The following is an 18,864-nucleotide window of genomic DNA, read 5'->3' as shown; positions in this document are numbered from 1 at the left end:
GTTGCCTCCGGCGCTCCCAACCCGGGCGGCGCACCCTCCAGGCGCCGCCCCAGCCGGGGCCACGGTGGAGCGCCCCGCGCACTCCTGCGTCGGGGCGCTCCACCCGCCCGCGACGCGCGAAACCGGCCCGGTGAGGCGAGAGGACGCGTGCGGTGTGCCGGCGGGAGACGTCAGCGCCGGCGCCGGCGCCCGACACGACGCCACCATCGGCGCCGCTGCGCCGGTGCCGCATCCGTCGGTCCCTGATCGATCGGGGCCGGCCGCTCCGGCGCCGCGGGCCGGTCGGCGCGCCACTGCTGCACCACGGCGTCCGCCTTCACCGGACCGATCGGCACCTGTGGACCCGACGGCGCACGCAGCCAGTCCACGATGCGCAGGTTGAGCTCGGCCACGACATCGCGCACCGCCCGCTCCGAGGGCAGGCCGCGGACCGTCTCGGGCAACCTCTGGATCTCCTTGCGCAGCTGCAGCGATGTGGGCAGCAGCGCCTCGGTCGACAGCCCTTCCCGGCGGAGGAACTCCTTCACCCACCACAGGTCATCGGGCGGGCCGTCCAGGCCGGGGAGCGGCTTACCGTGGCCGGGCAGGTTGTCGAAGTCGCCGCGCTCCTCGGCCATCCGGATCTGCTTCTCCACCGCCGATTCGTAGCGGGACGAGGGATCGTTCACGGCGTCGCCCTCCCGAACGCGCATCGTTCCGGATGACTCGACGCTACCGGGCACGGCCGGCCGAGACGGCTGCGATGATCGCGGTGTGGCTGGCTTCTCGCGACGTGGCCGACGAACACTCCGCCGTGGCCGCACGCCGCGCAGCGGCGACCAGGCCCGGCACCTCCGTTGAGCGGGGCGCAGCGCAGGGTGGCCCGTTGCCCCCGTACACCGGCGATGGCGTTGTTCTCCGCGCTCCTGATGGCGTTCATCGCCGGCACTGCGCCGGCCCAGGCCGCACCGGCTCCGACACTCTACGGCCATGACGTGTCGTGGCCGCAGTGCCCGGCGACGATCGGCGGGCACGATCTGCCGATGCCACCGCCGACGACACAGTTCGTGGTCATCGGGCTCACCAAGGGTCTGCCCTTCACGGAGAACCCCTGCCTCGCCGCCCAGGTCGACTGGGCCAGGACTCACGACAAGTCCGCCCAGGCGTACACGATTCCGGCGTTCCCCACCCCGGCTCAGCTCGGCAGATACGGCGCCTCGGGCCCCTGGGCCACGACGAACCGGGCCGCGCGGCTGAGCAACGTCGGCTACGCGCAGGCCCGGTTCGCCCTGACCTCGCTCGGTCGCGTCCGGTTCGCGACTCCCGTGGTGTGGATCGATGTGGAGCCGCGGCCCGCTCAGCCGTGGCCCACGAGCACTCCGCAACAGCAGCAGGACAATCGCGCCGTCATCGAGGGCCTGATGCGCGGTCTCCGCGACGCCGGCGTCGCGTACGGGCTCTATTCCTACCTCGCCGGCTGGCGGGACATCACCGGGTCGTGGCTGGTTCCCGGCGTGCCGGTCTGGGCCACGGCCGGGCGGCTGGACTACCCCACCGAGGCCCGCGACCGCTGCACCCAGCCGAGCTTCTCCGGCGGTCAGGTCCTTCTCGCCCAGTGGTACGACGACGTCCGCGACTACGACATGACCTGTTCGCCGTACGCCTTCACACCGTTCCCGGCACCCCCGCCGTCCCCGCCCGGCTCCGGGAACCACGCCACGGGCCGTTGACCGGTCACGTGCTGGGCGAGGACGCCTCGCGCTACCTGACCTGGTCGATCGACGAGGCACCGGTCACCTGCCGGCGCACGGTGCGTGGACTGCCCCGGTAGCGCAGCGAGGAGGCGCCGCTGACCTCGCCGGCCAACGTGCCGCTCACGGCGGTGTCGGCGTGGCTGGCCCCGGACAGCGTGGCGTCGAGGTCGGTGACCGCCAGGGCGGAGAGTGTGAGTTCGCTGGCTCCGGAGGCGGCCACCTGCAGGCGCCCGACCTGCCCGGAGAGTGCGAGCCTGCTGGCTCCCGACACACCCGCCTGGGTTCGGGTCATCCGGATCGGCCCGCCGATCTCGCTCTTCCCGGCCGCGGTGAGCAGCAGGTTGTCACCGATCAGGTCGGAGTCGAACCGTACCTGGCTCGCGCCGCCGGCCGTGACCTGGTCGAGGTGCCGCACGGTCACCTCGGCGGACAGCGTGGCTTCACGGACCGCCGCCCCCGGGCGCAGCCCCAGGCGGAGCCGGGCACCGTCCACCCGGGCCTCGACCATGCCGGTCACGTTGTCGTCCATCCGGACGATCGCCTGCTCGGGCTCGCCGATGTGGACGTGCACCGTGAAGCCGGCCTCCACCACCAGGGTGGTGACCCCGGGGACCGGCACGTGCACGGCCACGGGGTGGCCGGAGCCGGTCGGCGGATCGGCCGGCCCGGCGTCGGTTCCCGGGCTGCCGGGGGCACCCGGCGCGCCGCCCGTGCCGTCGGCGCCGTTCCCGCCTGCACCGCCGTTGCCCCCGGTCCAGCTCTGCTGACACCCGGCGAGGAGCAGCAGAACGACGGCGACGGTCACGCCGCCGCGCAGCGCCGAGCCGACCGGGCGATGCGCGAGACTCATGGTGGGCTCCTCCTCGGTGGTCCAGCCTGGCCGGCGAGGTCAGCTCGATGCGCGGTGCTCGGCAGGCGCCTCGGCGCCGCCGGCGGTTCGCGCCTTGCGCCTGCGAGCGAGGGCGAGGCGGCCGAACGTGCGGCTCCAGCCCACGGCGACCATGGCGATCCCCGCCCAGGGCAGCAGCAGCAACACCACCTGGACCATGCCCAACGCGGCTCGTGCGGGCTGGCCCGTGGCCACCGCCGCCGCGATCGCGTCCAGCAGCGCCAGCAACGAGTGCGCCACCACCGGCAGGATCCGTGGCGCGAGGATCAAGAAGTTGACCAGGAAGAACAGCAGGACGGGGATGACGCCTGCGACCCAGAGGCTGATCACCCGGCGGGTCCAGGGCTTGAGCTCGGCGACCCGCGGATGGGCGGCCCGGCCCGGTACCAGGCTCCGCAGCACCGGCCTGAGGTAGCTGAACAGGTCGGGCACGCCGATCACGTCGGCGAGGATGTAGTAGCCGTCCAGCCGGATCGACGGCAGGAACTGCCAGGCGGTCTCCACGTGCAGCACGACGATCGCGACCAGCAGCCACGGCGCCCCGGTGCACAGGTAGGCCAGGCTCATCCCGGCGATGGACACGACGTTGAAGTAGATGCCGCCCAGGTCGGTGCGCAGGCGCCCGCCGCGACTGAGCCGGTAGGCATCGGTGACGGTGCTGTACATCGCCGGCCACACCAGGTAGATGCCCAGCCCCATCACCCCGGGGCGGGCGCCGCCGTAGCGGCAGGCCGTGACGTGGCCGCATTCGTGGAACATGCCGGACGCGAGCACCAGACCGAACACGAGCAGCGTCAATGCCGGCTGCGCGACGAGCGCCTGTGCGCTGGGCAGGATCTGCGCGACGCCGCCTCGTACGACGACGGCCACGTCGAGGCCGACGAACGCCGTCAGCGCCAGGACCAGGACCGGTGGCCAGTAGAACGGCCGGAAGACAGCTGCGATGACCCAACTGACCCGGGCCGGCACCACCGGCAGGCGGTATCGCAGCGCCAGCAGGGCGTCGGGCCGGCGCGGGGCGGCCACCGCGGAGCCGGCGCCGCCGGGAACGACGCCCGCGACGGCGGCGATCCCCGCCGGACGGAGCTTGTTCTCGACCAGGAACGAGACCTGCTCGGCGGTGATGGCCCGCCCGAATTCGACGGTCAGCGCCGCGGCCAGCTGCTCGAGATCGCGCTGCCCGTCCAGCTGCTCCGCGACCAGGTACAACAGCCGCGGAAGCTGGACGACCTGACCGTCGGCCCGGCTGATGATGTACTTCGGCTCCTGGAAGCCCGAGCCCTGATAGGGACCGATGAGCTCGATTCCGTCGGCGAGCCGGGGCGTCGCACCGGTGCCCGTGCTCGGGACCGATGTGGCGTCGAGTAGTCCGCGTTCGATGACGACGACTCCCTCCGGGTAGGCCTCTGGCTGCGGATCGGCCGACGACGACCGCCTGCCGGACGGGGAGGGGCGACCGGTGACCGGCCGCCCCTCCCCTGTTCGGTGGTGCCGCCGAACGATCAGCAGCGGCCCGGTGTCAGGACTTGAAGACGTTGCCGGCCGCGTCGCCGCCGGTGCCGCCGTTGCCGCCGTTGCCCGCGCTGTTGGTCTGGTTGCCGAGCAGGTCGATGTTCAGCAGGTTCACACCGATGCCGCCGTGACCGCCGGCGCCACCGGCGCCACCGGTACCGGTGCCGGTGATGTCGGTCATGACCGTGCGCGCCGGCAGCAGCTCGACGTGCTGGTCGTCGAGCTCGGCGAAGCTCAGAGAATTGGACATGTCAGGTCTCCCTCCCGTCAGTGCGGGGTACTCAGCCGAAAAGGTTGCCGATCCCGGTGCCGCCGGCGCCGCCGTTGCCACCGTTGCCCGCGCTGTTGGTCTGGTTGCCGAGCAGGTCGATGTTCAGCGCGTTGACGCCGATACCACCGGCTCCACCCGCTCCACCGGCGCCGCCGGTACCTGTGCCGGTGACGCCGGTCATGACCGTGCGCGCCGGCAGCAGCTCGACGTGCTGGTCGTCGAGCTCGGCGAAGCTCAGAGCATGCGACATTCCGTTCCCCTCCTCAGACGCCCGGCCCCGAATAGGGCCGGTGTAGAAAGAGTTCAGCAATCGACTGCGGACTTTTCGGGTGTCGCCGCAATTCGCACGACCGTCCGCATCCGAGCGTCCCTCATTGAATTCAGCCTCATCGGATGTCCGTGATGAAGCCTGTTCCATCCTCGTGCGCCGACCGTCGAACTGTCACCACGTAGTTCCGCTGAGTAATACCTAGATTTCCTACCCGGACACTACGGAGATTCGCCCCGGCGACTACGTAGTCGACGCTCCGGTACCTAACCGCAGAGTCGGCCACCTCATGCGGGATCAACGCTCAACAAGTCGACGGGCGTGTATTCGGCCACATGGATCAAGCGAGGCTCGAGTCCGAGCTCAGGGCGTCCCGAAGCTGCGCTCTCGTATTGATCCCGAGTTTTGCGTAGACGTTGGCGAGGTGGGCTTCCACGGTGCGGACCGACAGCACCAGGGAGTCGGCGATGGCCCGGTTGTGCAGGCCCGCGCGGGCGAGGGCGGCCACCTCGGATTCGCGGGAGGTGAGCCGCGAGGGCCCGAGAGCGGCCAATGCGGGGGTTCGGACCGTCCCACAGGCCCGGGCCAGCGCGGTGGCCCGGGCCGTGGCGGCCGCCGCGCGTCTGCGGTCGCCGGCCTGCTGATGGGCCGCTGCCGCCTGCCCGGCCGCCTCCGCGGCGAGCAGCGAGGCCCTCAGCGAGGCGAACCGGGCTGCCACCTCGTCAAGGCCGCCCCCGGCGTGGGCCGCCGCAGCGTGGGCATGCGCCGAGTACACCTGGACCAACTCACCCTCGATGCTCTCGGCCAGCTCCCGCAACCGACCGGCCACCTCGGCTGCCCGGCCCAGCCGGACCACAGCGTGCCGGGCGCGCGCCTCGACGGCCCACTGGCTGCCGTCCGCGGCGACCGCAGCAGCCTGCAACGCCACCTCCACCGCCCTCGCGGGGTGGCCGTCGGCCGCCAGGTGCCACGCCTTCGCGAGCAGGGCATGTGGTTCGAACACCGTGAACCGCCGCTGACAGGTGTCGAGTCCGGCGAGCAGCCGGCCGGTGGCCTCGGTGTCCCCGAGCACGGCGTGCGCCTGCGCCAGCTGCGCGGTGCACAGGTGCTGCATTCCGACCGGGTCTCTGGGCCGGAGGCCGGCGCCGGCCTCGGTGAGCCACCGGACCGCCGCCGGGGCTCGGCCTGCGGCCAGTGCCGCACACCCCATGTGCAGCGCGGCCACCGCGTCGCCGGCCCATGCGGGACCGCGCATGGCGTCGCGATGAAGCTCGGCGGCCCGGTGCTCGAGCTCACCGATCTTCCCGGCCAGCGACAGGGCCAGCAGCTCCGCAGTGGCCAGCACGAGCCTGGTGAACGCGGGCGCGGGACCCGCGGTGGCGTGCATCAACGCGTCCCGGCCCGACCTCGCGGCCCCGAGCGCGGCGGCGCACCGTCCGCCCACCGCCAGACCGGCGGCCAGCGCGGCCCAGGCCTGCGGTGGCCCCGGGGCGTTGTCGCCGATGCCTGCCAGGGCGCGGGTCCCCAGCTCAACGGCCTGCGCGCATCGCCCCTCGAAGAAGGCCAGCAGGCCGCGGATCCCGATCAGCTCGAGGTGGGGGCCCTCGGCGCTGACGGCGGCCTCGGCCTCGGCCACGATCACGTCGGCCGCCGCGACGTCATGCTCGCAGAGCAGGGTGCGGGCTCGCAGCCCGGCGAGCTGGGCTCGCTCATCATCGCGCCGGGCCAGCGGCGCTGCCGCGGCGGCAAGCTGCTCGACCTCGGCGGCCCGGCCCTGCCAGTGCAGCGCATCGAGCAGCGCGGAGTACGCGGGAAAGCCGGCCCCGGCCGCGATCGCGGCCCGTGCCAGCCGATCGGCGAGATCGTGCTCGAACGCCGCGCCGGCCTGCACAGCAGCATCGGTGAGCTGCCGCGCGTCCGCCACGGGTTCGTCGCCGTCCAGCGCCAGCTCGCCGGCGCGCAACAGGCGGGAGTCGGGGGGCCGGCAGCCGGCCACGGACGGGTTGCCGTCCGCGGTCAGCCGGCGGCGCAACCGGCGGGCCGCTGTTTCGGGGGTCAGCGCGCGGATGACCTCGGCGTGCAAGGGATGCGCCAGGCGCACCTCGGTGCACCCCCGCTCCCGGTCCACGCTCACGAGCCGGCGGCGCTCCAGGGCCGCCACGGTCGTGGGCGGGACCAGGCCGAGCAGCCGGTCCATGGCCAGGGGTTCCGCGGCGGCGATGACCTCGAGCACCTCCCGCTGCGCGGGGTCCAGCTCGCCGAGGTGTTCCCGGACGATCGCGCTCAGACGTGAGGTCACACTGATGCCGTCCCAGTGCCACACTCCGTCGCGGCACCGCAGCGACCCGGTGGCCCGCCCGTTCGCGATCAGTTCCCGCAGGTACAGCGGGTTTCCGCGGCTGACCTCCCACAGCCTCTGCGTCGTGCGGGCATCGACGATGCCGCCCAGTACCGCCTGGACCAGCTCGTCGGTGTCGGCCCGTCCCAACGGGGTCAGTTCGATCCTGGTGGCGACCCCGTCCTTCCACAACGCAGCCAGTCCTCCCGGCGTCTGTTCGCCGGTGCGCGCCGTCAGCACCACCGCGACAGTGCCTACGAGCGCGACCTGGTGCACGAGGGCGACCGAGAGGTCGTCGAGCAGGTGCGCATCGTCGATCCCCACCACCATCCGTTCCCCGCACCCGCCGTTGCCCAGCGCCGACAGTGCCCCCTGCAGGAGCGCCAGCGGGCCGGATGCGCCCTCGGCCGCCGGGAGCAGGTGGGCCAGCGCCCCGAGCGGGATCGCGGACGCCGCGACGGTTGCGGCCGCCCAGCGCGTCGGCCGTCCGCGGTCCTGGACCTCGGCCAGCGCCTCCCGTGCCAGCCGGGTCTTGCCGACTCCCGCCCCTCCGGCGATCACCACGCAGCGGGGCTGGTCACCATTCAAGATTTCGGCGATCATTCGCAGCTCGGTATCACGGCCGCGGAAATTCCATGCATCTGTCGTCACGATGATCATCAGCGTCCCGGAGGTGCCCGCCCGGAACGCGCCCCTCTCTCTACTCCTGAGCCACAGACGTCATGTCGATATCGACCCGTAATTGGGCTATCGGCCCGACACACGATAGTGCGGTAGCGAAAGTTCGACCAGCACCGGTTGCCCCATCCTGCCCCTTCGGCTAATCCGACCACCCGGAATTTGTTTCAACTTCAGCTAATTCGGGACCGGTTCGTCCCACTGTGCACGTAACGTGTCCGTCCGCGACGTTCGCCGAGGAACTCACTCGGCGAGTCGAGAGAATGATCAGTCGGAGTCGGCGGAGCGATCTCGCGCCGTGCGGTTCGCGGCGCCGAGCCGACGGTGGAATGGAGCATCCGGTCGTCCGTTGCACGATGCATACGAGTCGGCCCCTCCCTGCCGGGTGCTGCTGTGTTCGGCGCCCGGCGCATGGGTTGGATGGGTGTCGCCGGGGTCTGGGGCGGCGCCTACGTGAGTACCGGCCGCGTGGCCGTGCCGGCACCGCTGTCCGGGCGACTGGGGCCATGCCGCCCTTGGCATGCGCTCGCGCCGCATGCGATCCCCGGAGCCCCGCGCCGATGACCGCGACAACGGCCCGCCGCGATCCCGCACCCCGCCCTCACGACATCGTCGGTGCTTGACGGTGGGCTCGTCCGCCTGCGACGACCAACTCCGACCGGCCCGGCGCGGTGACCTCCTCGAGAGGGTCACCGGCGAGGACGAACAGGTCGGCGGCGAGGCCTGGCGCGAGCCGGTCGGTGGTCTCCGGAGGCCGAGAGCGTCAGCGGTCGTGACGGTGGCCGTCTCGACGACGTGTTCGGCGGTGGAGTCCCACCGGGCGAGAGCCCCGCGCCCGGCTCACAACAAATGATCACGCGTTACGGGAGAAGGCGCTGCGGCGGCGACGTCACCGGCGGTGTCGTCGTCTACATGGCGATATGGGCGTTCACCGGCAACATTCCCGGCGCCGACCGGCCCCGGGCCCTGATCGCGGTCAGGGGTTGCTCGCCGACCGGTTGCTGCTGCGACTCGCTGTCCCTTGCCGGGTCGGGCGTTCGGAGCTCGTCGGCCCGCATCAGCGAGGTGACCCGGCCGAGAGCAGCCCTGGGACCGGGATCGAGCTGGTCGACGAGTACTGCTACGCCCGCGAAGGTCGCGCCGCAGGACTCGACCAGCTCACGCGCCGCGCACGCTTGGCTTCCTCCCTCTGCCCAGTCGTCGACCAGCAGGACCCGGTCGCGCACGCCGAGCACCGATTGCATGCGCAGCAGGTGCCGTAGGCCCGGATAGTCGGCGGCCGTCTCGGCAGTCATCTCCGGCCCCGGTAGCAAGGACGCTTCCCGCACGGCGACGAACCCGGCGCCGAGCGAGATCGCGGCCGCCCCACCGAGCAGGAACCTGGGCGAGTCGATACCGACGACCTTGCTGATCCGCTCGGACCGCCAGGGCTGCACGAGTCCTGCGACCACCGCCGCCAGAGCGTCGGCGTCAGCCCCGTCGCGCCACACGTCGGCACGGCCGCCGCCGCACCGGAACGTCTCCAGGAGTGCCCCTCGACCGGCCTGGTGCATGACCCGACCATATGGCCCGTTTCTTAGCTCAAGCTGAAGAATTGCTGTCGCTGGCCTTCGAGTGTCGCGACGGGACCGGCCGGGAAGGGCCGTCATCACCCGTCGTGGACCACCTGGGGGTGATCGCGGACGTCGATGGTGGCGGGGCTGAGTGGTGAGCCGGCTGCGGTCCGGCCCCTGCCGCCCATGCCGGCCGGTGCGGCGGTGGTTCAGATGCTCGGCCGGGCGGGCCGACCTACCGCCGCGACGGCCGCAATGCCGTGACGACCTTCCTCATCAGCTTCAGCGCCTGGTACCCCACGACGGTCGCGATGATCAGGGCCATCGCGGGGTCGAGCCAGTACAGCCCACCCGTGGACAGGATGACCGCACCGCTGAGAGCGATCCCGCCGGCAGCGGCCGCATCGGCCGCCGTGTCGAGCAGCACCGCCTTCACGTTCAGGTCATCACCATGGTCGTCGTCGATGCCCGGGTCGCCCCTGAGGATCAGGGCACCGATCAGCATCACAGCTGCCGCGACAGCGCTCACGATCAGCATCGGAAGCCCCTCCACCGACGGGGCACCCGACATCAGCCGCTGGATCGCCGCCACGATCACCAATGCGCTCAACACCAGCAGCCACCCGCCGTTGACCATTGCCGCGATGATGGTCGCGTTCGGGTAGCCGCCGGGACGTCGGCCGCTCGGGGGCTTGTGGGCCAGCCAGATCGCCAACAACGACACACCGATGGCCGCGGCATCGGCGAGGTAGTCAGCTCCGGCAGCCACCACCCCCAGCGAGTGCGCGCGCAGACCCACGATCACCAAACCTGCGATGAGCAGCAGGTTCAGCAGCAGCACCACCCACAACCGCCTCTCCCGAGACACCCGCCGATCCTAGGACGGCGCAGAGTCGCGACCGGTCTCGAGCACTGCGTGGCCGAGGCGCAGGCCGGCGGGCCGGCCGACAGGGCGCAGGCGGAGAAGCGTCCCTCAGCCTCACCGTTCAGGAGCGGAGCCATTCGCGGATCGCCTCGTTGTGCTGCCCGAGCGTCGGAGGGGCGAGGTGAGTGGAGCGCCCGCCGGAGTAGCCGTTGTCATCGAACCGGACGGGCGAGCCGGGCAGGTTCAGCGTGCCCTGAGTGGGGTGGTCGACACTGAGCAGCAGCCCCTGTGAACGGGTCTGCTCCCAGCTGTAGACATCGTCCAAGGAGCGCACCTTGCCCGACGGCACGCCGGCGTCGGCCAGCAGCTTCAGCCAGTGCTCGGCCGGCTCAGCGGTGAACAGGTCCTCCAGCCGGGCGATGAGGGCGTCGCGGTTGGCGACGCGCAGCGGGTTGGTCGCGAACCCGGGTTCGGTGGGGTCCCAGCCGAGCGCATCGCAGAGGGACCGCCACAGGCTCTCGGAGCCGCAGGCGATCTGGACCGGCGCTGTGGCAGTGGCGAACATGCCGTACGGTGCGATCGACGGGTGGTGATCCCCGGCCAGGCCGGGTACCTCGCCGGCAACCGTCCAGCGGGTGCCCTGGAAGGCATGCACGCCGATCATCCCGGCGAGCAGGGAGGTCCGGACCACGCGCCCGTGACCGGTACGAGCGCGTTCGTGCAACGCTGCGAGCACGCCGAAGGCTCCGTTCATCCCGGCGAGCAGGTCCGCGATCGGAACGCCGACCTTGGTGGGCTGCCGGCCACCGGTGATCGACATCAGCCCACCCTCGCCCTGCGCGATCTGGTCGTAGCCGGCGCGGCCGGCCTCCGGGCCGTCGTGGCCGAAGCCGGTGATGGACAGGACGATGAGACCAGGGTTGAGTTCGTGCAGGCGCGACACCGGGAAGCCGAGGCGTTCCAGCACTCCGACGCGGTAGTTCTCCATCAGCACATCGGCGCGCTCCACCAAACCGGCGAGTACGCGCTTGTCCCCGTCGCACTTCAGGTCGAGGACCAGCGACTCCTTGTTCCGGTTCGCGGAGAGGAAGTAGGTGGACTCCCGCTCGTCCTCGTCGCCGATGAACGGTGGCCCCCAGGACCGTGTGTCATCGCCGGCCGGAGGCTCGACCTTGATCACACGAGCGCCCATGTCACCGAACATCATCGCGGCGTGCGGACCCGCCAGTGCACGGGTCAGATCGAGCACGACCAGATCTGCGAGCGGACCTTCACTCATGTTCTGGGACATATGCGCGACACTAATGACGTGCTCTCGGAACGAGATATGGTCAGAGATGACAAGCGAGGGCGAGAAATGCTGGCCACTAGCGCCACACTCTTCGGCAGCAATCGAGTCCGCCGACGCGTGCGACAGCCGCTCCAGCCCTGTGAGCAGCGAAGACTCTCAAAGGTTCACGGCGTGATGATGCAGATCGCGAGGGCGAAACCCGCCTTTCGTCACAGCGCGCGATCGCGCCCGGACTGCGACGGGCAGGAGCAATTCTCGAGGACGAGGAAGGACTCGGAGGGGCGAAGGAAAAGCGGAGAACAATGCGGCAGGCGTGAGGGTCGGCGGTTTACCGGCGACGACACGCGGCCGCGGCTCACCGTCGGATGACGGAGAGCCGCGGCGAGTCTCGTGACGGGTGGCCCGAAGGGTCACCCCGCGCCCAGCGGCGACCGAGCGGACTCCGGCTCCACCCGCGCCTCAGCCCAGGTCGACGATGGCGGCCACCGGGCCGCCGCCGTCGGGCCCCTGGTGGGCCGCCGAGACCGAGACGAAGACCGCCGGGTCGCCGGTGACGGCTGCAGTGACACCACCGACACATGACTTGATCTGGCGGTGCCAGTGGACGTCGGAGTCGTCGAGCATCGCGTTGCGCCGGCCGCGGACCTGGCCGTCCTGCGACGCCTCACACTTGAGGAAGACGTTGACGAGCCGGTCGCCGAGGTCGGACGGGTGCGGCCGCTCGGGCAGGTCCAGCCCAGCGTCCTTGATCGCATCCCAGATGCCGTCCTGGTCGAGCGCGTCCTTCATCACCGAGTGACCGATCCGGTAGCGACCGCCGACGTCGGGGGCGTTGCCGATCACGACCACCTGTGCCCGGTCGAGCTCGACACCGGAGGAGCACGACGCCACCGAGGAGTACAGCGAGCGGTTGTGCATGACGTCCTCATCGCCCGGCTTGTCGATCTCCCCGAGGGCCACGGCGACGCCCAGCGCGGTGCAACCGTTGGAGAGGTCCATCGACTCGTGGGTGTGCTCGGTCCACACCGACTCTCCCCGTGCTTTCGCATCGCGGATGGTGTGGATGGTCAGTAGCGGGGTCTTGGTCTGGACGTAGTGGACGTCCTCGGGGTCGGTGATACCGGCCCGCTGCATGGCGACGCGGACGGCTTCGGCGACCTTGTCGATCATCGCTGTGCGGCCGATGTCCTCGGGCAGCAGCGGCTCGCTCATCGCGAAGCCCACGGTCAGCCGGGGCTCGGCCGTCGGGGTCACGTCCTCCGGTGGGACGGTCGCGAAGATGGTGGCGTGCGGGCTGATGACGCCGTCGGTACCACCCGACCACACGATGGGGACCTGCTTGACCTGTTCCGGCGGCACGCCCTTGTCGATCAGCACCTCCCGGAAGGCGCGGTCGGCGATGATCCGCGTGTAGTCGTTCACACCCCCGTTGCCCTCGGTCTTGCCGATGATCGCGATCACCCGATCTGCCTGCATGACCCCGTCGTCGATCAGCTTCGCCAGCTCGCTGGCGTCGGCGACGGAGTGGATCGGAACCTTGCGGACTTCGATGGCCTCGGGCATCGGGACTCTCCTCTTTCGGTCGGCTCTAGCTCGCGACGACGACGGTTCCCGCGTCGCCGCAGACGGCTGTGGCGATGTGGTCGAGATCGGTGATGACTGCTCTGGTGCCGCCCCGCTCGACGAACCGGCAGGCGGCCTCCACCTTCGGGCCCATCGACCCGCTGGCGAAGTGCCCCTCGGCGGCGAAGGCCCTGAGTTGCCCGGCGGTGACCGTGCCGACGTCCTTCGCGTCGGGGGTGCCGTAGTTCAGGACGGCGTGCGGGACGTCGGTGCCGATGACGAGCACATCGGCACCGACCGTGTCGGCCAGCAGTGCGGCGCCGAGGTCCTTGTCGATGACCGCCTCGATCCCCCGCAGGCTGCCGTCCGGCTCGCGGACGACCGGGATGCCACCGCCGCCGTTCGCGACGACGACGAATCCGGCCTCCACCAGCGACCGCACCACCGGCCCGTCGATGATGTCGAGTGGCTCGGGCGAGGCGACCACACGGCGCCAGCCCTTCCCGCGGTCCTCCCACGTCTGCCCGTGTCCGATCAGCACCTCGGCTTCCTCGGCCGGCAGGTGGCGGCCGATGGGCTTGGTCGGCCGGATGAACCCGGAGTCGTCGGAAGCCACCAGCGTGCGCGTCACGACCGCAGCGGTGCGGCGCCGGATCCCACGCCGCACGAGGGCGGCGTCCAGGGCGTTCATCAGCACGAACCCGACCGTGGCCTGCGTCTGAGCGCCGCACCAGTCCAGCGGAACCGGGGGCACGACGGAGGCGGCGAGCTCGTTCTTGGTCAGCAGGTTGCCGACCTGCGGGCCGTTGCCGTGAGTGATCAGGACCTCGACGTCGCGCTCCAGCAGGCCGGCGACCGCCTCCATCGCGACTGCCGCCGCGGCGATCTGGTCCTGCGGCGCCGCTCGGCCGGCGGCGTTCGTCATCGCGTTGCCGCCCAGGGCGAGCAGAACTCTCATGTGTCGAAACCTAGGCAGCGCTGCCGGTGCGGTTCACCGTCGGCGCCGACGAGGCCGGACCGGGAGCGCTGGCAACTATTGCCAGCACCGGAGGCCGCAGCCTGGTGCAACCGGACTCGGGTGGGCACCGGGACCCCCGTCCCGGGCGCGGTGCGCCACATCGATTGCGTGCTCCTCTCGACATGGTCCGGAGAACGAGTCGTATTCATCGCCGCTTCATCGCCGCGGGCCGGGCTACCGTCTCAGCAGGGCACGCAGCGTGTACGTGCCGACGGGCAGGCCGTGCCGGTCGTAGTAGGCGAACATCGCCCCCAGCCAGGAGCGTGCCGGCTCGTCGAGGCCCTCGCCGGTCCACTCGGCCCGGTCCGCGGTGACTCCGGCCTCGGCCGCCAGCTCGGCGACCGTCGCGGTCCGGGACGCCAACTCGTAGGTCGCGCCGTCGTGCCCGTCCTCGAGGAGCACGACGGCGGCGGCCTCGGCCACGTCGTCGAGGTCGGCGAAGCCGAAGGTCGCGTGCACGTCGTAGGGCACCCGGACGGGCTTGGTCAGGTCGAGGTTCTGGAGGTAGGCGCCGGGCTGGAGGATCGTCCACGCCAGCCCGGAGCGACGCACCAGGTCCTCGGCCCGGGCCTTGCCGAGGTGGTGGGGCATGTCCGGCGCATACGGCGACGCCACCGAGTGGTAGACCACCCGCCCGGCCCCGGCCGCGGTCAGGGCTTCCAGCGCGTCGGCCACGTACGCCGGTTCGTCATGGTGCATGTTCGGAGCGATGACGTAGGCCGCAGAGCAGCCCGCCACCGCTGCCGGGAGATCGGCCCAGTCCGACCGGCCGAGCGGCATCGGCTCCGCCTTGCGGGCGGACAGAGCTGCCGATACGGCCCGGCCGGTCTTGCCGTGGCCGCCGAGCACCGCGACCCGCATCAGAGCACGTCGACGTCGGCGTACGTGGCGCCCGCCGCCAGCCGGGCGTATCCGGGTCCGCGGTCGAAGAACACCTCGCCCGGACCGGGCCGCCCGGCGCGCTCGGTGGCCGTCGCGGTCTCGTCGAACGACAGCGTGTCGTCGTCGAGGGAGCCGGTGAGCACGACGCCGTAGTCGGCGAGCGCCGCGGCCGGGGACACTTTGCGCCAGACCACGTCCCGGACGACGAGCGCGGGATCGCGCTCGAGCGGGTTGCCCCACCCGCCGCCGCCGGTCGTGCGGATCCGGATCACCTCGCCCGCCTTGACCGGCTCGGCGTCGGCCAGGGCGTCAACCTCGCGCTCGTTCGGACCGCCGGGGTCGACGGTGACCTGGAACGGCCGGCCGGCCTTGCCGCCCCTGACACCCCAGCACGCCAGGATCGACCGGTCGGCGATCGACATGAAGTGGGCGTCCTTGAGCATCCGAATGTGCTTCTCGTACCCGAGCCCGCCGCGGAACTGCCCCGCTCCCCCGCTGTCCACGGCGAGGGTCAGGGACTCGACGCGGAACGGGAAACGGGCCTCGGTGAACTCCGTCGGGAGGTTCCGCGAGTCCGGGACGACATGGATGGTGTCCTCGCCGTCGGCGTAGTACCGGCCTCCGGAGCCCCCGCCGAGCACCTCCCTCATGAGGTAGGGGCGGCCGTCGAGGTCCTCTCCGTACACCCCGGTGTAGCGGATCGTCTCCTGGTCGGCGGGCATCCGGCCGTCGACCGCCTTGGCGACCACTCCGGCGAGTACGCCGAGCAGCCGCAGGATCACGAACGTGCGGGCGTTGGTCGGCGCCGGGAAGACCGGGGTGAGCAGCGTCCCCGGCGGGGGGAAGCGCATCTCGATCAGCGGCACGATGCCCTCGTTGACGTCGAGCTCGGCCATCCGCTCCGGGGTGTCGGCGAGGTTGCGCAGGATCGGCGCGAGCCACTTCTTCAGGAAGACGCCGTCGCTGTAGTCGCCGCAGTGGTTGATCGGGCCCTTCGCCTGGGGCGAGGTGCCGGCGAAGTCCAGGATCAGCCGCTCGCCGTCCGGGTCGTCGGCCGCGGTGCGGGTGAGCGTGATCCGCTGGGTGTGCAGCCGGGGCTCGTCGACGCCGTCGTGCTCGGCGTAGTCCTCCCACACCCAGGTGCCGACCGGGATCTTGCCGAGGATCTCGCGCCGGTAGGTCTCGGTGGTGCGGGAGATGATCGCATCGAAGCAGGACTCGACGACGTCGACGCCGTAGCGGTCGAAGAGCTCGCCGAGGCGGCGGGCGCCCATCAGACAGGCCGAGCACTCCGCATCCAGGTCGGCCGCGAGCGATTCGGGCATGCGGGAGTTCCGCGTCATGATCGCCAGCGCCGAGCGGTTGGGCACCCCTGCGTCCCACAGCTTGATCGGCGGGACCATGAGCCCTTCTTCGAAGACGCTGGTCGCGTGGGAGGGCATGGAACCCGGGACCGCGCCGCCGATGTCGTCGTGATGGCCGAAGGCCTGAATGAACGCGACCACCCTGCGTTCCCCGGCAGGCCCGGAGAAGACGGGCACGGTGACGCAGAGGTCGGGAAGATGCCCGATGCCGCCCTCGGACCGGTAGACGTCGTTGTGGAAGAAGACGTCCCCCTCGCGCATCTCCTCCATCGGGAAATCGCGGGCGACGGGGTGGACGAGCGCGGAGTAGGAGCGGCCGGTGAGCTTGCGCAGCAGCCGGTCGTGGATGCCCGCGCGGAAGTCGTGCGCGTCGCGGATCATCGGGCTGCGGCTGGTGCGGGCGATGGCGGTCTCGACCTCCATCTCGACGCTGGCCAGCGACCCCTGGACGATCTCGACGAGCACCGGGTCGGCACTCGCGCCGGCGTCGGCGGTGAGGGTGCCGAAGGGGAACTGTGTGGTGGCACGCCGCGATTCGGTGGTCGAACTCGTCGAGGTGGTCACTTGTTCGCCTTCCGGGTCACGATGATGTTGAGGTACTCGTCGATGCGGGCGGTGAAGCCCGGGTGCAGCGGCACGGTCGAGCCGAACTCCTCGATGATCGCGGGGCCGTCGACGACGGTGCCGGGTGCGAGGTCGGGGCGCCAGAGCACAGCCGTGTCGACGTAACCGTCGGCGGCGTCGAAGCAGACCTGGCGGCGCCCCTTCTCGGTCACCGTCGGGTTGGCGACCAGGTCGTGCCGCTGGATGTCGGGCCGCCGGATCGGGCCGACGCCCGACACGCGCAGGTTGACCCACTCCACCTGCTGGCTCGGGTCGCCGGCGAAGTCGTAGCCGTAGAGCGCCCTGTGCTCGGCGTGGAAGCGGCGGGCCACCTCGTCGAGCGCGTCCTGGGTGATCTCGCCGTCGGGGACCGGGACGCGCACCTCGAAGGCCTGGCCGAAGTAGCGCAGGTCGGCGGTCCGGACGAACTGGTGCTGCTCCGGGGCGAAGGCTTCCTTGATCAGGGCCTCGGCGGCCTGGGCGGTCAGGGTGTCGAAGATGCCGGCGACGTCGGTGGGTTCGAGCGAGTCGGCCAGCGAGACGTGCGTCTGGACGTAGTCGTTCTTCACGTCGACGGTCAGCAGCCCGAACGCCGAGACATTGCCGGGATTCGGCGGTACGAGCACAGCGGGCAGGCCGAGCACGTCGACCAGGCGGCACAGCAGCAGCGATCCCGACCCCCCGAAGGTGGTGAGGGTGAAGTCGCGGACGTCGAGCCCGCGCTTGACGGTGACCTGCCGCAGCGCGTTGGCCTGGTTCCAGGCCGAGATCTCCAGGATTCCGGTGGCGCACGCCTCGGCGCTGAGCCCGAGCTCCTTGGCCAACGCCTCGATGCCGTCGCGCGCCGCGCCGACGTCGAGCGGGATCTCACCGCCGAGCAGGTGCGGCGGGATCCGGCCGAGGACGACGTGGGCGTCGGTGATGGTCACATCCGTGCCCCCCTTGCCATAGCAGAGCGGGCCCGGATCGGCGCCGGCGGAGTGCGGGCCGACCTTGAGCGTGCCCTCCGGCGAGGTCCAGGCGATGGAACCGCCACCGGCGCCGACCGTGACCACGTCGATCATCGGGATCTTCGAGGGGAAAGCCCCCACCGATCCCTCCGTGGTGAGCGTCGGCTCGCCGTCGGTCACCACCGAGACGTCGGTCGAGGTACCGCCTCCGTCGGAGGTGAGCACCTTGTCGAAGCCCGCGACGCTCGCGATCAGCGCCGCGCCGAGGGCGCCTGCAGCCGGACCCGAGAGCACGGTGGTGATCGGCTGGTGCACGACCTCGTCGGCCGACAGCACCCCACCGTTGGACTTCATCACGTAGAACGGGATGGTTCGGTCGTCGTATGCGGTGAGCCGAGCCTTGATGTTGGTGACGTACGCGGAGAGTCGCGGCTTCACCGCCGCGTCGACCAGCGTGGTCATCGACCGCTCGAACTCGCGGTACTCGCGCAACACCTCGCTCGACAGCGAGACCACCGCCCCCGGGTGCTCCTCGGCGAGCACGGCGCGCATCCGCTGCTCATGCGCCGGGTTGGCGTAGGCGTGCAGGAAGCACACTCCCAGCGTGTTGATGCCCTGGGCCTTGAACCAGCGCGCTACCGCGCGGGCGCCGTCCTCGTCGAACGGCCGCACCTCGGCGCCGGTGAAGTCCAGCCGGCCGCCGACGCCCTTGACCAGGTCGCGAGGGACGATCCGGTTCGGCTTGACCCAGAAGTAGGAGTTGCCGTAGCCGTCGGGCACCGACTGGCGGGCGATCTCCAGCATCGACTCGTACCCGTCGTTGGTGATGTAGCCGAGCCGGTCCACCTTGCCCTCGAGGAGCTGGTTGGTGGCCACCGTCGTGCCGTGGCTGACGGCGTCGATCGCCGAACCGTCGGCGCCGAGCATGCCGAGCACCTTGTCGATGCCGGCGAGGAACCCGTCGGCGGGGTTGCTGGGCGTGGACGGCGTCTTGGTGGTGACGAGTGAGCCTGAGTCCTCGTCGAAGGCGACGACGTCGGTGAACGTGCCCCCGGTGTCGATGCCGATCCGGATGCGCCGGGTCAT

General features: G+C 71.2%; 15 protein-coding genes. 1 reads left to right on the top strand and 14 read right to left on the bottom strand.

Annotation, left to right across the window (positions count from 1 at the left end; all coding sequences use genetic code 11):
* Positions 1–170 precede the first annotated feature (170 nt).
* Positions 171–668, bottom strand: coding sequence for a DnaJ family domain-containing protein (locus tag HF526_RS11105; protein ID WP_338051407.1), 498 nt, complete (start codon positions 666–668; stop codon positions 171–173).
* A gap of 216 nt (positions 669–884) precedes the next feature.
* On the opposite strand from HF526_RS11105, the gene HF526_RS11100 reads away from it, so the two are divergent.
* Positions 885–1,709: a glycoside hydrolase family 25 domain-containing protein gene (locus HF526_RS11100; RefSeq protein ID WP_169381302.1), complete on the top strand. Its 825-nt coding sequence runs from the start codon at positions 885–887 to the stop codon at positions 1,707–1,709.
* 31 nt (positions 1,710–1,740) lie between these two features.
* On the opposite strand, the gene HF526_RS11095 is transcribed toward HF526_RS11100, so the two are convergent.
* The 13 genes from HF526_RS11095 to HF526_RS11035 form a co-directional block, all read right to left on the bottom strand.
* On the bottom strand, positions 1,741–2,583 hold the full coding sequence (locus HF526_RS11095; protein ID WP_169381301.1) for a GIN domain-containing protein: 843 nt from the start codon (positions 2,581–2,583) through the stop codon (positions 1,741–1,743).
* Between the two features lie 39 nt (positions 2,584–2,622).
* On the bottom strand, positions 2,623–3,831 hold the full coding sequence (locus HF526_RS11090; protein WP_211177053.1) for a hypothetical protein: 1,209 nt from the start codon (positions 3,829–3,831) through the stop codon (positions 2,623–2,625).
* A 310-nt stretch (positions 3,832–4,141) separates the two neighbouring features.
* Entirely contained in the window at positions 4,142–4,384 is a 243-nt protein-coding gene (locus HF526_RS11085; RefSeq protein ID WP_169381300.1) for a hypothetical protein, read from the bottom strand.
* A 31-nt stretch (positions 4,385–4,415) separates the two neighbouring features.
* A complete protein-coding gene (locus HF526_RS11080; RefSeq protein ID WP_169381299.1) occupies positions 4,416–4,655 on the bottom strand; it encodes a hypothetical protein in 240 nt (79 codons plus the stop codon).
* A 358-nt stretch (positions 4,656–5,013) separates the two neighbouring features.
* The gene (locus HF526_RS11075) at positions 5,014–7,671 is read right to left on the bottom strand and encodes a helix-turn-helix transcriptional regulator (RefSeq protein WP_275403963.1); all 2,658 of its coding nucleotides are present in this window, start codon (positions 7,669–7,671) and stop codon (positions 5,014–5,016) included.
* Positions 7,672–8,597: 926 nt separating this feature from the next.
* The gene (locus HF526_RS11070) at positions 8,598–9,242 is read right to left on the bottom strand and encodes a phosphoribosyltransferase (RefSeq protein ID WP_211177052.1); all 645 of its coding nucleotides are present in this window, start codon (positions 9,240–9,242) and stop codon (positions 8,598–8,600) included.
* 235 nt (positions 9,243–9,477) lie between these two features.
* On the bottom strand, positions 9,478–10,110 hold the full coding sequence (locus tag HF526_RS11065; protein ID WP_338051406.1) for a cation diffusion facilitator family transporter: 633 nt from the start codon (positions 10,108–10,110) through the stop codon (positions 9,478–9,480).
* 118 nt (positions 10,111–10,228) lie between these two features.
* Complete coding sequence (locus HF526_RS11060) at positions 10,229–11,386, bottom strand: CaiB/BaiF CoA transferase family protein (protein WP_169381296.1); 1,158 nt, start codon at positions 11,384–11,386, stop codon at positions 10,229–10,231.
* 471 nt (positions 11,387–11,857) lie between these two features.
* The gene (bar, locus tag HF526_RS11055; RefSeq protein ID WP_169381295.1) at positions 11,858–12,961 is read right to left on the bottom strand and encodes a barbiturase; all 1,104 of its coding nucleotides are present in this window, start codon (positions 12,959–12,961) and stop codon (positions 11,858–11,860) included.
* 25 nt (positions 12,962–12,986) lie between these two features.
* Positions 12,987–13,919 (bottom strand): carbamate kinase, encoded by a 933-nt coding sequence (locus tag HF526_RS11050; RefSeq protein ID WP_169381294.1) that lies wholly within the window; start codon positions 13,917–13,919, stop codon positions 12,987–12,989.
* A gap of 234 nt (positions 13,920–14,153) precedes the next feature.
* Positions 14,154–14,840, bottom strand: coding sequence for an SDR family oxidoreductase (locus HF526_RS11045; protein ID WP_169381293.1), 687 nt, complete (start codon positions 14,838–14,840; stop codon positions 14,154–14,156).
* The gene (locus HF526_RS11040; protein ID WP_169381292.1) at positions 14,840–16,789 is read right to left on the bottom strand and encodes a hydantoinase B/oxoprolinase family protein; all 1,950 of its coding nucleotides are present in this window, start codon (positions 16,787–16,789) and stop codon (positions 14,840–14,842) included. Before HF526_RS11040 ends, HF526_RS11045 begins: the two co-directional genes overlap by 1 nt.
* Positions 16,786–18,864: a hydantoinase/oxoprolinase family protein gene (locus HF526_RS11035; protein ID WP_169381291.1), complete on the bottom strand. Its 2,079-nt coding sequence runs from the start codon at positions 18,862–18,864 to the stop codon at positions 16,786–16,788. The genes HF526_RS11040 and HF526_RS11035 overlap by 4 nt, the downstream gene beginning before the upstream one ends.

Origin of the sequence: Pseudonocardia acidicola, from assembly GCF_012911935.1 — a bacterium.
In the GTDB taxonomy this organism is placed as follows: Bacteria; Actinomycetota; Actinomycetes; order Mycobacteriales; family Pseudonocardiaceae; genus Pseudonocardia; species Pseudonocardia acidicola.
This window is presented reverse-complemented; position numbering and strand designations above follow the sequence as displayed.